This window comes from Octadecabacter algicola, assembly GCF_021532625.1.
GTDB lineage: Bacteria > Pseudomonadota > Alphaproteobacteria > Rhodobacterales > Rhodobacteraceae > Octadecabacter > Octadecabacter algicola.
The window spans coordinates 536,542-551,135 of sequence record NZ_JAKGAR010000001.1 but is presented as its reverse complement, the minus strand read 5'-3'; the positions used below and the strand labels follow the sequence as shown (position 1 = coordinate 551,135).

The window sequence follows — 14,594 nt, the reverse complement described above, 5'->3', positions numbered from 1 at the left end:
TCATTAAGTCTGCAAGGAACCTACGGGAGTTCGAAAGAAATGCAACTCAGGGTTGCTGGCACGGGTCGTTCGGCGTTCTAGTTGCGGCGCATGCGCGTCAAAAAGAATCCATCGCCCTGTGCATGCGGCGTTATTAAGCGCGACGACAACAATTTATAGTCAGGGCGACCTGCTAGAAACGCATCAACACGTTCAGAATTCTCACATTCAAAAACGGAACAGGTCGCATAGGCTAACGTGCCGCCTTGTGCCACCAAAGGCGCCGCAGATTGCAAGACATCATCTTGCATATCGTTAAGTTCAGCGAGCCTCTCAGCGGTTAGGTCCCATTTCGCGGCGGGTGTCCGCCGCCAGGTTCCGCTGCCCGAACAAGGCGCATCGCACAGCACTAAATCAAAAGGCGCAGCGTTCTTCAAATCCTCCGAAGAAAGCACTTCGATCATCACGCCAGCCCGCTTTGCGCGAGGGGTAATGTCCTGCATCCGCGCCTGATCGATGTCATAGGCGCTCACTTCAGCGCCAAGCGCTGCCATCGCCAAAGCCTTGCCTCCGCCACCGGCGCAGTAATCCAGAACCCTAAGTCCTTTGGTAATTTCAAGTTCAGAAATCGCGACTTGAGAAGAGGTGTCCTGCAGTTCGATTAACCCGTTCTCGTAGGCTGTGCTGAGTGCGACACGTCGTTCATTTTCAACGACTTGCAATGCTGTATTAATGTCATTTACGCACTCGCAAACGATCCCATCATCCGCCAAAGACGCGATAGCCTCTTTGGCATCGCCCATAGCGACATTCACGCGCAGAAACACCCCAGCCCGAGCTTGTAACCGTTCCAGAACAGGGTCTGCTTCAGCCTTCAAGGCCTCATCAAACAGTGGCAGGAGCCATTCAGGCATATCCAACCTGACGGACCGTGGCGCGTTAACTAGATCGCCAACCACTTCATCTGTATCAACAACCGCAGGCGCGTGACCCACGGCGGTAAACACCTCATCCACAAGGCCTGCCGAGCGCATCGCGCCAAGCATAATTCCTCGTCCTGTTTCAGCGCCGCCTAACCACGCATAAGACGCGCGGCAACGCAAAGCACCGAACACATGATCACGGATTGCGGCGCGATCTTTTGAACCGGCAAACCGATGCGACCGCCCCCACCCAGTCAGGGCCTTTTCAGGCCCCAGACCGGCGAGGATATCATCAAGGATTTCAATCGCCGCCGCGACGCGTGCTGCAGGTGTCATATTCCCAGCGTCCTATTGGGCGCGATAATTCGGAGACTCGCGTGTGATCTGCACATCATGCACATGGCTTTCTTTAAGCCCCGCGCCTGTGATTTTCACAAATTGACAGTTCTTGCGCATCTCTTCGACTGTCGCGCAGCCAGTGTAGCCCATCGCCGCCCGCAAACCGCCAACCATCTGGTGCACAACCGCAGACGCAGACCCCTTATAGGCCACCTGCCCCTCGATACCTTCGGGAACGAGTTTGTCGCTGGCGGCATCTTTCTGGAAGTACCGATCCGCAGAGCCCTGCGCCATCGCACCGAGCGATCCCATACCACGGTAGGATTTAAAGCTCCGGCCTTGATACAAGATGACTTCGCCTGGGGATTCATCCGTTCCAGCAATCATAGACCCAACCATCGCACAGGACGCACCCGCCGCGATTGCCTTGGCAAAGTCGCCCGAGAACTTGATCCCGCCGTCTGCGATCACAGGCACATTGCCCGCCGCTGCTGCACAATCAGCGATCGCGGTGAGCTGTGGCACGCCCACACCCGCGACCATACGGGTGGTGCAAATAGATCCGGGCCCGATGCCAACTTTGACGGCGTCGGCGCCTGCACCAATGAGCGCTTTGGTGGCTTCACTTGTTGCGACGTTACCCGCAATGATCTGAACCTCGTTGGAAATCTTTTTGGCCCGTTCAACAGCGGCGATCACACCCTCAGAGTGGCCGTGCGCCGTATCAATCACGACGATATCCACACCTGCGTCAATCAACGCCTCGGTGCGTTCAAAACCGCTATCGCCAACAGAAGTCGCCGCCGCAACGCGCAACCGGCCCAAACCGTCTTTACAGGCTGTCGGGTTCAACACGGCTTGTTCGGTATCCTTCAAGGTCAATAGGCCCGTCAATCCGCCCTTGTCATCCGTAATCAAAAGTTTCTCGATGCGCTTGGATTTCATCAATGAAATCGCTTCATCGCGATCTGCCGGCTCACGCAGAATAGCCAAGTCATCGCTCGTCATCATTGTCGAAATCGGCTGATCCTCCGACGTCGCAAACCGCATATCACGATTGGTTACGATGCCTACTACACGACCTTGGGCATCAACCACCGGAAAGCCGGTAAAGTTATAGCGCGCGACTAAGGCTTTGGCCTCTGCCAAGGTTTGATCGGGGCGCAATGTGACAGGGTTGTAAACGATCCCACTTTCAAACCGTTTCACACGGCGAACTTCGCGGGCTTGGTCTTCGACGTTCAGGTTCTTGTGGATGACGCCCATGCCGCCAGCTTGGGCCATGGCAATGGCCATCCGGCTTTCGGTGACCGTATCCATTGCGGAGCTCAGCAAAGGGATATTCAAATCAATGCTGCGCGTAACGCGCGTTCGGGTATCTGCGGTACTCGGAAGGACGCTCGACGCCCCCGGAACCAGCAATACATCATCAAACGTGAGGGCCTCGCGAATCTCCATTACATCTCTCCTGAGCATGGCGTCGTTAGGCATGGTCCTTTCGCACGGATACGCCCATAGGGAAAGGTGCATTTTGCACGAATGACAGCCCAAACGGCGAACTTTCCGCCTCAGAACTGACAAGAAAGATAAGTCATTCCCCATTGCAGCCCGTTTACCTTGGGCAAAACCCAACATACATTTGTGTCGTAACAAGTATTTGGAGCCGTAATGGAAACCGAGATTGAGTATACGAATGTCATCGACATAAACGTCGCCGTCATCTTCAAACTCTTTGGGACCAATCTGATTTCTGACCCTAATACCGATCTCGTTTCAGGCGAAGTAGATGGTATCGAGCTTTGGATTGATTACAGCCCAATTCTCGAGGACTTGGGCCAGGAAGACAGATTCCTATATCAAGCAACCCTAAACCCTGTCGATATTGACGACGTCTTTGCAACGCCCCAAACGATGGAAGAACTCTATACACAAGTCATTTTGGTCTATGGCCTCGCGGCACAGCAGCTCGACGTCGAAAGGCAAGTAGGGCTTGTCTTGCATGATGAAATCGGGACTGAAAGCCTCGTGACCACGCGATATTCAGACCATGTCACGTTGGGTGGCAACGGCAGAGACGCCTTCTTCAGTGCGGGTAATGATTATGTCACCATTCAAGCCGATGCAGGCCCGATGACACTTCGCTTGGGAGTTGGTGACGATCGCGCTTATGGTGGTTCACAGGCGGACCTTATGAACGGCGGCCTTGGTGACGATACCCTAAATGGAAACGATGGCGATGACCGTTTGGTTGGCGCGGATGGAAACGATGTCATGTTCGGCGGCGCGGGCCTTGATGTTCTGATTGGCGGCACGGGAAATGACGTTCTGGGAACTGACGGCGATAACGACTTATTGCGCGGAGACGCGGGTACCGACGTCATTCGCAGCACTGGCGGTGAGGCACGCCTGTTTGGCGGTGCGGACGCTGATGCGTTCGTCTTCATTTTTGGCGGCATTGAACAAGCAAGTGAAGCCCGACAGGTCATTGGCGATTTTGAGATGGGGAGCGATTTTCTGTGGCTCAGCCCAACAGGTAATTCCACCCACACTGCCGAAGATGCATTTGAACTTTTCACGGACCACGCCTCACAAGTTGGAAACAACGTCGTTGTGCGGGATGGCGATTGGCGGTTGGTAATTCGCAACGTTGAACTGGATGATTTTGCAGTCGACGATTTCATCGACGGGGCCGACACTGTGGGAATCTATCAATGGGCTGACAGCATCGCTTGATCCTGCCCTGCAAAGCATCCAATCTCATACTATGACACATGGATATGACAGCGGACGACTCGACCTCCCCTTTGTTGGGATCGCAACCTTTGGCAAACGACCCTACGTGGCTGACTGGTCCACGATAGAAGCCGACGTCGCCGTTTTGGGCGCACCCTTTGACTTTGGAACCCAGTATCGATCAGGCGCGCGGTTCGGGCCACGTGCCGTACGCGAAGCCTCGACCTTGTTTTCGTTCGGTCACGCGGGTGCTTACGATCACGAAGACGATGCGACCTATCTGGGCGGTGATGTCCGCATCGTTGATATGGGTGATGCGGATATCGTGCACACCGACACGACCAAAAGCCATGCAAACATCGAAACAGGTGTACGTGCCGCCCTCGCCGCTGGCGCCCTCCCCGTCACCATTGGTGGCGATCATTCGATTAACATTCCTTGTATCAATGCGTTTGATGATCAAGGCGACATCCACATCCTTCAAATCGATGCCCACCTCGATTTCGTTGATGAACGCCATGGCGTGCGAAACGGGCACGGCAACCCCATGCGCCGTGCCGCTGACAAGTCTTACGTAACAGGGCTGACCCAAGTCGGCATCCGCAATGTCAGTTCCACAGCGAAAGAAGGCTACGAAGACGCGCGCAAAATGGGATCGGACATCCTGTCAGTGCGCCAACAACGCGCCCTTGGCCCCGTGCAAACCATCGCCCGAATTCCAGACGGCGCTAAGGTTTACATCACGATCGACATTGACGCGTTCTGCCCGTCAATCGCACCAGGCACCGGAACGCCGTCCCACGGTGGGTTTCTTTATTATGAAGTTCTGGAAATGCTCCAGCACGTCGCCAAGACCCACACCATCGTTGGTATCGACCTTGTTGAAGTAGCGCCCGACTACGACCCGACAGGATCAACCAGCATTCTAGCGGCACAACTGCTCCTGAACTTGCTTGGCTTTATCTTTCACGAACGCGGTGCCTGAACCAAGCTCATGACGTTCCTGAACAATAAGACGGCGCGAAGTGGCTGTATCTTAACCGCACGCTAGATAAGATACTCAAAACAAGGCAGGACTACCTTTCATGAGCACCGATCCCCTCGTCGTCTTTACTCCATCGGGCAAACGCGGACACTTCCCGACAGGCACACCAATCCTAACAGCCGCCCGCCAACTGGGCGTTGATCTGGATTCAGTCTGCGGCGGGCGAGGGATTTGTTCAAAATGCCAAATCCAACCCAGCTTTGGCGAATTTCCAAAACACGGGCTGACGTCATCAGATGACGCGTTGTCTGAATGGAATTCGGTTGAACAACGCTACAAAGACAAACGCGGATTGATTGATGGCCGTCGCCTTGGCTGCCAAGCGACCGTGCAAGGCGATATCGTCATCGATGTACCACCAGAATCTCAAGTACACCGCCAAGTGGTCCGCAAAGCCGCCAGCGCGCGCGAAATGATCATGGATCCCGCAGTGCGCCCCTACTACGTCGAGGTTGATGAGCCCGACATGCACACACCCACGGGTGATCTTGAACGCCTCGCGACTGCACTAAAGGACCAATGGGACATCGAAAATGTCACCGCAGGCATGTCCGTTCTTCGCAAACTGCAACCCACCCTGCGCAAAGGCAAATGGGCAGTGACGGTTGTATTGCACAAGGGCCACCAAGACAGTGAACACCGTATCCTAGACATCTATCCCGGCTATGACGAAACCCGCCTTTACGGGCTTGCGATCGACCTCGGCTCAACCACCATTGCTGCCCACTTGACCGATTTGCGCAATGGCACTGTGGTGGCGTCCAGCGGCATCATGAATCCGCAAATCCGTTTTGGCGAAGACCTGATGTCACGGGTTAGCTATTCCATGATGAACCCCGGTGGTGATGTGGAAATGACCACCGCTGTCCGCACAGCGCTCAACGCATTGACCGACACATTGTCTGCGGAAGCTGAAATTCAGCCCAGCCAGATCATGGAAGCCGTGTTTGTGTGCAACCCTGTGATGCACCATCTGCTGCTTGGCATTGATCCTGTTGAGCTCGGCCAAGCACCTTTCGCACTGGCTACCAGCAAGTCGCTGTCCCTTCACGTGGCCGATCTTGACCTCACTTGTATGAACCCCGCCGCGCGCGTGTTTATCCTACCGTGTATCGCGGGCCACGTTGGCGCAGATGCCGCCGCAGTCGCCTTATCCGAGGCCCCCGGTGAGCAAGAGGAACTCACCCTTGTTGTGGACGTTGGGACCAACGCCGAAATCCTGCTGGGCAATACAACTCAAACGTTGGCCTGCTCCTCACCCACCGGCCCCGCCTTTGAGGGCGCGCAAATCTCAAGTGGTCAACGCGCCGCCCCCGGTGCCATCGAACGCATCGAGATTGATCCAGCGACAAAAGACCCTCGTTTTCAGGTCATCGGCTCTGACACATGGTCTGACGAGGACGGGTTTGACGCCGCTATCGCGACAACCGGCGTCACCGGTATCTGTGGGTCCGGCATCATCGAAGCCGTTGCCGAAATGCGCATGGCGGGACTGCTGGACGCCAAGGGATTGATCGGATCTCCCGAACAAACAGGCACCCCGCGCTGCATCACCGAAGGGCGCACCCATTCCTACGTGATTTATGACGGCACAGCCGATGGTGGCCCTCTCATTACTGTCACTCAGACCGATATCCGTGCGATCCAACTTGCAAAATCCGCGCTTTATGCTGGCGCGCGGCTTTTGATGGACGAAATGGGAACCGACACGGTTGAACGTGTTGTGCTCGCAGGGGCATTTGGCGCGCATATCTCACCTAAGCACGCGATGGTGCTGGGTATGATCCCAGATGTAGCGCTCGACAAAGTCACGTCCGCAGGAAACGCCGCTGGCACGGGTGCCCGCATGGCGCTTTGCTCGGTTGAAGCCCGCGCCTCAATCGAAAAAACTGTCCGCGAAATTACCAAGGTCGAAACCGCTATTGAACCGAAGTTCCAAGAACACTTTGTCAACGCCAACGCGATCCCGCATGCAACGGATCCGTTCACCATTCTGCGCTCTATCGCGCCTTTGCCAGATGCCCTGTTCAACACGCAAGGTAGCGGCGAAGATGGCGGTCGTAGACGACGTCGACGCGCCACGTAACCAAAACAGAGAAGATTTAATTATGTTTAAGACAACGCCCCTTTTGGCTGCCTGCCTCTTTGCCTTAGCTGGCTGTAATCTTCCACCGTCCGCGACGGCCCCAGCGGTCGATGGGGAAAGCGCGGCTCGTGTTGTGCAACAACAGATCAAACCCGGCGTGCGGGCCTGTATACCATACGCCCAAGGCGGTTCGCTCGACACAAACATCCTTGCACAGGCCGGATTTACGGGGCCACGATCCACGTTGGGCCGCGACACCTATGATGCGGCCAACCTGTTCCTTACAGTAAACGACGCCAATGGGCGCTGCCGAATGACTTGGAACCTTGCGCCCAACGGAACTGACGCGACAGCCGCTCTTCGCTCCGTTCTGGCCGACGCGGGTTATCGTGACGCCGGAAGCGACGGTAACGTCGTCATCTTTACCAACGGATCCAACAACATTGGTGCGCAAGTTATATTCACCCGCTCATCGACGCTGACAGCGCTCGACGTGATCTTGCAAAGACGCTGAAAATTTTCGCCGTGGTGCCGCGTTCCAGATTGACGCGGCACCACGGCCCGCGTATCCAAATCCCCGCAGCGGGTATGGTGAAAAGGTATCACGGCAGCTTCCCAAGCTTTAGTTACGGGTTCAATTCCCGTTACCCGCTCCAGTTTCTCAGCACCAACGGAGACCACACATGACAAACCTCACACGTATCGATTCCGGCCCTCGCATGAGCCAAGCCGTTATTCACAACGGCATTGCCTATCTTGCCGGCCAGGTCGGCGCTGAAGGCGGCACAGTGGCTGAACAAACCACTGCAATCCTCGAAAAGATTGACGTGTTGCTTGCCAAGGCAGGTACCGACAAAACCAAATTGATCACCGCCCAAATCTGGTGCGCTGACATGGCCACGGAATTTGCTGACATGAACGCTGTATGGGATGCATGGGTTGCCGAAGGCTGCGCGCCCGCCCGTTGGACTGGTGAAGCCAAGCTCGCAACCCCAGGATATCGCGTCGAAATCATCGTGACAGCTGCCGTATGACGACACCTTACCTTACGCCGCTCGGTCCGACTGAACTCCGCGATGCAGGTGTCCCTGCGCCGTGGGCCTTTGGTATGGCCGACCGCGTAAGGTTTGGCGAAATCGATGCATTAAACCACGTTAATAACGTGGCCTACCTGCGTTGGTATGAAACCCTACGTGTTCATTATCTTGATCACTATGACATCTATAACCTCGCGGGCGACAAGCCGAAATTTGTCGTAAAATCAGTAGGGTTAGATTACAAAGCTGAAGTAAAACGCGGTGCCAGCTACATCAACGTGACCCGGACCGTGGCACTGCGAAACACGAGTTTTACAATGGAATACGCTACATTTGTGGAAGGTCAGATCACCACCACAGGCACCTGCGTGGCCGTGCTCTTGAATTTTGACAACACCAAGCGCGCCCTTCCGGACGCGCTTAGAGATGCTCTTATGACCCGCGATGGTGCGGTTCAGGCTTAAAGCAGGAAATCATCCGCCGTCAGTGCTGATGTGTTCAGCGCAAGGATGTAGCCATCCGTTGAGCCGTCTCCGTTGTCATCAAGGTTAATCACTGCATGTCCGGCGGCGTTAACGAAATAGCGGATCTCAGCATTGCCGCTTGACGTGAACGCGCTTGTGCCTCGGAATGAAAATTCAATGGCAGACACATCGATCCTGTCCTCGCCCGCTGTGAACCCTTTGATCCGATCCGCTGTCGTCGTGTTTATGCCGACTTCGCTCATATCGTCAAAAACGAACACGTCAGCACCGGTACCGCCGTCCATGACGTCAGCTCCTTGTCCGCCAGTCAAATAATCGTCGCCACTGCCACCACGCATGATATCGTTTCCGGCATCACCAAAGAGCGCATCATCGCCGCCATCACTTAGTAGGACGTCGTTGCCCGCGCCGCCGTTGATCACGTCATCACCTTCACCACCGCGTACACGGTCAATATCGGCGCCAGCGTAAATTTCATCGTTGCCGCCATTCCCGAGTATCAAATCTTCGCCTTCAAGACCTTGGATAACGTTTCCGCCTAAGCTGCCAACGATTGTGTTGTCGCCGCTATCGCCTGTAGCCGAAGCGTCTGACGCGCCCATAAGGCCGATATATTCAACGTCAGCCAGCGCCACCACGTCAGCCGAAGCGAAAATCTGATCGTAGCCAGAACCACCGTCTACCTCGACATCAGCAACATGCACGACAAAAGTGTCGTCATCGTTCCCGCCATCGATAAAGCCGTCAAATCCGCCGCCACGAATAACGATCTTGTCGCTTCCGGACCCAGCATAAATATCGCCTTCTAGGGTCCCGGCCAGTTGAACATATGTATCGTCACCAGTGCTCAAAAGGACATTACCTACAATGCTCCCGCTATTCGTCACGGCATCGTTTTGGTTAGAGAGGAAGACAGTCCCGAGAATATCCCCAGAGTTGGAAACCATAGTCGCATCGCCGGCGCTATAGATCGCACCAGAGGTGCCCCGGATTAGGCCCGTGTTTTCGATAATAACCTCTTCTGAGGACGAGCCACTCGCATTAAGCCGGATTCCATACCCATCGTGACCGATGATGCTTCCGTCATTAAAGATATCCGATCCAAAATTATCGAACCCTACAATGCCTTCCTCTCCAGTAATCGTCCCTGAATTGGTAACTTCGTTCGAGAACAGGCCAACGTCCGTCTGTAATGAAAATGAGATTCCAGCACCTTCAACACCGCTAATCAAACCCGTGTTTTTGACCACGGAACCGCTTCCTTGAAACGTAATACCCTCGATATTTGAGTAAATGGACCCATGGTTTGTAATGGTATTTGATAGTCCATAAAAGCTTACGGCTTCATCGAAATCATTGGCGGACGCGATCGTCGCATCCTCGCCAATGAGAACGGTGTTACTCGCTTGAGACGTCGTTATATATGAGCCCCCGACAGTCCCGCCAAGAAGGATCGCATTATTCTGAGAAAAGATATCTCCCAAAACCGTAATGCTTAGATCGTACACCATTTCATCGGTAAAAACGCCGATATCGTTCTGCGTTACTATCGATCCGCTCGACGTGATCATGAGCTGATCGCTTAACTCAAGGTCTATGAAGGTGGTAGTGACATCTGTGGTTACGAAGTAGGTGGTCATGTTATCGGTTCCTCAATTTATATGCGACACCATATGGCGTTCATCTTTTTTTGGCGAAGGATCACGCAGACGGGCCCATAAAGCAAGTCCCGTTACACTCAAGAAAGTGGTGCAGCACTCCAAATCGAGTGACCTGCAAATCTAGAGTCCTAAGATGTGTGACATAATATGCGACGCAGGCACACCCATTCGCAGCGCAAGATCGAATGCGTTGCAAAGAAATGTACCAATGTCCGAGGGAAGTTAGAGACCTTGTCGCCGTAGGTATCCAACCAAAGCCGCAGTCGACCCATCTTTGCCGGACGCATCCGCGCCTTCAACAATGGGCTGCAAAGCGGTGGCAAGCTCTTTGCCAAGTTCCACACCCCATTGATCGTAGGAGTTGATGCCGAGGATCACGCCTTCGACGAACACACGGTGTTCATAAAGCGCGATAATCTGGCCCAGTTTGAACGGTGTCAGTTTGGGATAGGCAAGCGTCACAGACGGACGATTACCGGGGAACACACGATGTTTCGCTTGGCGTTCAAGTTCAGCGCCTTCAAACTTGTCGGCAACTTTGCCGCGAGCCTCTTCAAGGTCACGGCCTTTCATCAGGGCTTCGGATTGCGCGAGGCAATTGGCCACAAGAAGTTGGTGCTGATGATGTAGCTCTTCGGAGTGCCCCGTCGCCGCAACTAAGAATTCACATGGAATGACCCGCGTGCCTTGGTGGATCAGCTGATAAAACGCGTGCTGCCCATTGGTTCCGGGTTCGCCCCAAACCACGGGGCCAGAATTGATCGTCAGATCCTCGCCGTCCATGGACACGCCCTTGCCGTTACTCTCCATCTCTAATTGTTGAAGATAGGCCGGTAAGCGGCTGAGATTATTATCATAAGGAAGAACAGCACGCGTGGTGTATCCACAAATCTGGTTGTGCCAAATGCCAACCAACGCCAACATCAGCGGCACGTTCTGTGCGCCTTCAGCAGCTTGAAAATGGCGATCCATCTGTGCGCCACCATTCAAGAATGCACGGAAACCCTGAACGCCGATCGCTATCATCACGGACAACCCGATCGGTCCCCACATGGAGTAGCGCCCGCCAACCCAATCTTCAAATCCGAACACCCGTTCGGCGGCGATACCAAAAGCCGCGGTCTTTTCGTCAGACGTACTAAGGGCCGCAAACTGCGCTGCCGGATCGCTAACACTTTCGCTCATCCACGCTTTGGCGGTGCGCGCATTGGTCATCGTTTCGATGGTCGTAAATGTCTTAGAGGCGACAATCACCAGCGTGGTAGCTGGATCACATTTGCCAAGTACCTGACGGATGTCTTCTGGGTCCACGTTAGATACGAAATGGCAGGTCGGGCCCTCGTGATACGGCGCCAGCGCGAGAACAGCCATTGCGGGGCCAAGGTCAGACCCGCCAATGCCGATATTAACGACATCCGTGATCTTGCCACCCTGCCCCTGAAATGACCCGTCCCGCACAGCGTTGGAGAATTTCTCCATTGCCGCCAGCGTCGTGCGTACCTCTGGCATGACGTCTTGACCGTCAACCAATACCGGATCCCCATCAATGTTGCGCAATGCCGTGTGCAATACTGCGCGCCCTTCGGTTTCATTGATCGGTTGGCCACTGAACATCGCATCACGGCGCTCAGTTAGGTTGGAAACTTTTGCCAACTCCAACAACAAATCCACCCCCTCGGCGTCTAAGTTGGTTTTAGCATAATCCAAAACGAAATCTTCGGTGCTCGCGCTGAATGTATCCGCGCGCGCCACATCAAACAAAGTTTCAAACCGGCGATCCGCAACACCTGAATGGTGCTCATGTAGCGCAGCCCAAGCCGCTGTCATTTCAGGTGTCATGGTGTTCTCCTAGCTTTCAGCCCAGTGGACGGTCGCATTCGCTAAAACACTGGCAATCGGCGCATCAACGGGTTTCAATTTTCGAGCTTGCTCTAAAGCGGCACGTTTTTCCGCACCGATAATGACAACATGGCAGGACATCGCGTCCCGCAACACTTTGCCAGACAACGTAACCCTTGGTTCAAGCCCATCGGGTGGTTGCACAAACGCCAAATTCAAATCAGTCCCAAGGGCCGTATCAATATCAGCCGAGTTCGGGAAAATGCTTGCCGTGTGCATGTCCGCGCCCATACCGAGCAACATCACAGACACGGGAAGATGCGTGGCGATTTTGCCTGACATCTCGGCCAAATCAGCCTTAGTGGCATCATCCGCAGGGATGTAATTAACGTAATTCGCTGCCGCCGCGGCCTCTACCAACAGGCGGTTCTTGATAAGACGCGTGTTAGAGCGTTCGTGGTCCTCTGGTACACGTCGCTCATCGGTCAACATCACGTCGACCCGAGCCCAATCGATATGTTTGGCGCCACAAAGCACATCAAACACCGGCCCCGGCGTTGTGCCACCGGGGACCGCAAAAGACGCGCGGTCATGGTTCAGGAGGCATCCTTCAAGCTCACCGGCAAGTCTATTGCCGAGGTCCATCATCATCATTTCCGCGTCGGGATATTCAATGAGTTCCATGTCTTACCCCTTAATCTCGCGCCAGCGGCGACCTTCTCGATGCATCAACATCATTGCGTCTTCCGGTCCGGCTGACCCGGCATCGTAGTGTTTTGGCACGTCATTGCGGGCTTTCCAGCCATTGATGATCGGGTCTGTCCATTCCCACGCAGCCTCAACTTCATCACCACGCATAAACAGCGTCTGGTTGCCACGAATGACATCCATAATCAGGCGTTCATAAGCGTCAGTTGAATCTTCTGCGTCTGGTCCTAGGGCTTCAGCGAATGTCATGTCCAATGGAACATCAATCAAACGCATCCCACCTGGGCCGGGTTCCTTGATCGTCACTTGCAACTGAATGCCTTCATTCGGCTGCAGCTGAATGGACAGAATATTGCGATGACGTTTTTCATCACCTGGAAAGATCGAATGACCGATATCTTTGAACACCACTGCAATCTCTGAGGTGCGGGCCTTCAGTTTTTTGCCGGTGCGCAGATAGAACGGCACACCTGCCCAACGCCAGTTGGCGATTTCACACCGCAGCGCAACGAAGCTCTCCGTGTGGGATTTAAGGTTCTCTGCATCTTCACGGTAGCTTGGTTCATCACCATCTGCATCATATTGGCCGCGTACGATGTGGTGCGGGTCGATGTCCTGCAACGCGCGGATAACCTTCAGTTTTTCATCACGAACCGCATCCGCGCCAAACTCGGCGGGGGCTTCCATTGCGATTAAACACAACAGCTGCATCAGGTGGTTCTGTACCATATCACGCATCGCGCCCGATGTGTCGTAATAGGCCCCGCGCCCGCCAACGCCAACGGTTTCGGCGACGGTGATCTGGATGTGATCCACGTAGTGGTTATTCCACAAGGGTTCGAACAACATATTGCCAAACCGCACGGCCATCAGGTTCTGCACAGTTTCTTTGCCCAGATAATGGTCGATCCGGTAAATCTGTTTTTCGTCGAAATGTTTGGCCAGCGTAGAATTAAGCGCCTTCGCTGTTTCCAGATCCCGCCCAAACGGTTTTTCAACAACCACGCGGCTGCTGCTATCAGCAATCTTGTGCAAGTGGAGCCGTTCAGCAAGATCGCCAAACAGGCTTGGTGCGACAGAGAAATAGAACGCATTGACCAATTCAAATCGGATCAAGTCATGTAACTCTTTCCAGCCCTGCTCACCCTTAGCATCAACAGGAATGTAGTGGAGCTGAGCGACGAATTTCTCGATGCCATCTGCATCAGACTTCTCTTCGCCGCCGAATTCCGCGATCGCGTCACGGATCATCTGACGATACCCGTCACTGTCAATATCCGCCCGCGCCGCACCAATAATGCGCGACCCTTCTGGCATTTGTCCTGAAAGAAAACGACGGTACAGGCCAGGTAAAATCTTACGACGGGCCAAGTCACCGGTACCGCCAAAAATTACAAGGTCGAATTCTTCGACCGGAATCACGCGTGAGACCATTTTTTGGGACCCTTCTATGAACCAATGCGCAGTTAGCGCTAACGCCGCTTCAATATCGGCAAAGTTTTAGCAAGTCTAGCACGCAAACACGCTCGAAAAATTTGTATTTTCCGCTAGGCTTCTATGCCTGTCGCAATGTCGTCGACCGAACCGCTTCAGGACGCATAACTTACTCAATCATACGCGACCCGTCCCAAGTTCGTTGAACCACTGTATTAACATCAAAATATTCGAAAGAATATATTCTGATAAACCAAAGGACTTGACTACCAACCCTGCCATTTTCCGGTTTTCACCGTTGGTATTTATTGTCGATCTATATTGA

Annotated in this window: 12 protein-coding genes and 1 tRNA gene; 7 read left to right on the top strand and 6 right to left on the bottom strand. The window is 54.1% G+C overall.

Annotated features, from left to right (window positions below; genetic code table 11):
- Nucleotides 1-77: 77 nt before the first annotated feature.
- Together L0666_RS02650 and guaB are read right to left on the bottom strand one after the other, a co-directional pair.
- On the bottom strand, nt 78-1,238 hold the full coding sequence (locus tag L0666_RS02650) for an RsmB/NOP family class I SAM-dependent RNA methyltransferase (protein ID WP_235258131.1): 1,161 nt from the start codon (nt 1,236-1,238) through the stop codon (nt 78-80).
- 12 nt (nt 1,239-1,250) lie between these two features.
- Complete coding sequence (gene guaB, locus L0666_RS02645) at nt 1,251-2,699, bottom strand: IMP dehydrogenase (protein ID WP_235258129.1); 1,449 nt, start codon at nt 2,697-2,699, stop codon at nt 1,251-1,253.
- Nucleotides 2,700-2,909: 210 nt separating this feature from the next.
- On the opposite strand from guaB, the gene L0666_RS02640 reads away from it, so the two are divergent.
- The 7 genes from L0666_RS02640 to L0666_RS02610 all read left to right on the top strand — a co-directional run bounded on the left by L0666_RS02640 (nt 2,910) and on the right by L0666_RS02610 (nt 8,606).
- Nucleotides 2,910-3,974 carry a calcium-binding protein gene (locus L0666_RS02640; RefSeq protein ID WP_235258118.1) on the top strand — a complete coding sequence of 355 codons (1,065 nt, stop codon included), beginning with the start codon at nt 2,910-2,912 and terminating at the stop codon, nt 3,972-3,974.
- A 31-nt stretch (nt 3,975-4,005) separates the two neighbouring features.
- The gene (speB, locus tag L0666_RS02635; RefSeq protein ID WP_235258116.1) at nt 4,006-4,959 is read left to right on the top strand and encodes an agmatinase; all 954 of its coding nucleotides are present in this window, start codon (nt 4,006-4,008) and stop codon (nt 4,957-4,959) included.
- A 100-nt stretch (nt 4,960-5,059) separates the two neighbouring features.
- Complete coding sequence (locus L0666_RS02630; RefSeq protein ID WP_235258106.1) at nt 5,060-7,105, top strand: ASKHA domain-containing protein; 2,046 nt, start codon at nt 5,060-5,062, stop codon at nt 7,103-7,105.
- 22 nt (nt 7,106-7,127) lie between these two features.
- The gene (locus tag L0666_RS02625; protein ID WP_235258098.1) at nt 7,128-7,619 is read left to right on the top strand and encodes a hypothetical protein; all 492 of its coding nucleotides are present in this window, start codon (nt 7,128-7,130) and stop codon (nt 7,617-7,619) included.
- A 68-nt stretch (nt 7,620-7,687) separates the two neighbouring features.
- A tRNA-Gly gene (locus tag L0666_RS02620) sits at nt 7,688-7,761 on the top strand.
- 27 nt (nt 7,762-7,788) lie between these two features.
- Nucleotides 7,789-8,139: a RidA family protein gene (locus tag L0666_RS02615; protein WP_235258096.1), complete on the top strand. Its 351-nt coding sequence runs from the start codon at nt 7,789-7,791 to the stop codon at nt 8,137-8,139.
- On the top strand, nt 8,136-8,606 hold the full coding sequence (locus tag L0666_RS02610; RefSeq protein ID WP_235258094.1) for an acyl-CoA thioesterase: 471 nt from the start codon (nt 8,136-8,138) through the stop codon (nt 8,604-8,606). The genes L0666_RS02615 and L0666_RS02610 overlap by 4 nt, the downstream gene beginning before the upstream one ends.
- Here the strand turns inward: L0666_RS02610 and L0666_RS02605 are convergent.
- The 4 genes from L0666_RS02605 to zwf all read right to left on the bottom strand — a co-directional run bounded on the left by L0666_RS02605 (nt 8,603) and on the right by zwf (nt 14,269).
- Nucleotides 8,603-10,267, bottom strand: coding sequence for a calcium-binding protein (locus tag L0666_RS02605; protein ID WP_235258086.1), 1,665 nt, complete (start codon nt 10,265-10,267; stop codon nt 8,603-8,605). The two genes, L0666_RS02610 and L0666_RS02605, sit on opposite strands and share 4 nt — an antisense overlap.
- Nucleotides 10,268-10,510: 243 nt before the next feature.
- Nucleotides 10,511-12,127, bottom strand: a complete 1,617-nt coding sequence (gene pgi, locus L0666_RS02600; RefSeq protein WP_235258084.1) for a glucose-6-phosphate isomerase — start codon at nt 12,125-12,127, stop codon at nt 10,511-10,513.
- A gap of 9 nt (nt 12,128-12,136) precedes the next feature.
- Nucleotides 12,137-12,811: a 6-phosphogluconolactonase gene (pgl, locus tag L0666_RS02595; protein WP_235258082.1), complete on the bottom strand. Its 675-nt coding sequence runs from the start codon at nt 12,809-12,811 to the stop codon at nt 12,137-12,139.
- A gap of 3 nt (nt 12,812-12,814) precedes the next feature.
- Complete coding sequence (gene zwf / locus L0666_RS02590; RefSeq protein WP_235258073.1) at nt 12,815-14,269, bottom strand: glucose-6-phosphate dehydrogenase; 1,455 nt, start codon at nt 14,267-14,269, stop codon at nt 12,815-12,817.
- Nucleotides 14,270-14,594: the final 325 nt, after the last annotated feature.

Coding starts and splice junctions, on each gene's coding strand:
- pgl (WP_235258082.1), bottom strand. CDS start 12,811: ATGGAACTCATTGAATATCCCGACGCGGAAATGATGATGATGGACCTC.
- guaB (WP_235258129.1), bottom strand. CDS start 2,699: ATGGAGATTCGCGAGGCCCTCACGTTTGATGATGTATTGCTGGTTCCG.
- zwf (WP_235258073.1), bottom strand. CDS start 14,269: ATGGTCTCACGCGTGATTCCGGTCGAAGAATTCGACCTTGTAATTTTT.
- speB (WP_235258116.1), top strand. CDS start 4,006: ATGACACATGGATATGACAGCGGACGACTCGACCTCCCCTTTGTTGGG.
- L0666_RS02630 (WP_235258106.1), top strand. CDS start 5,060: ATGAGCACCGATCCCCTCGTCGTCTTTACTCCATCGGGCAAACGCGGA.
- L0666_RS02605 (WP_235258086.1), bottom strand. CDS start 10,267: ATGACCACCTACTTCGTAACCACAGATGTCACTACCACCTTCATAGAC.
- L0666_RS02615 (WP_235258096.1), top strand. CDS start 7,789: ATGACAAACCTCACACGTATCGATTCCGGCCCTCGCATGAGCCAAGCC.
- L0666_RS02640 (WP_235258118.1), top strand. CDS start 2,910: ATGGAAACCGAGATTGAGTATACGAATGTCATCGACATAAACGTCGCC.
- L0666_RS02625 (WP_235258098.1), top strand. CDS start 7,128: ATGTTTAAGACAACGCCCCTTTTGGCTGCCTGCCTCTTTGCCTTAGCT.
- L0666_RS02610 (WP_235258094.1), top strand. CDS start 8,136: ATGACGACACCTTACCTTACGCCGCTCGGTCCGACTGAACTCCGCGAT.
- pgi (WP_235258084.1), bottom strand. CDS start 12,127: ATGACACCTGAAATGACAGCGGCTTGGGCTGCGCTACATGAGCACCAT.
- L0666_RS02650 (WP_235258131.1), bottom strand. CDS start 1,238: ATGACACCTGCAGCACGCGTCGCGGCGGCGATTGAAATCCTTGATGAT.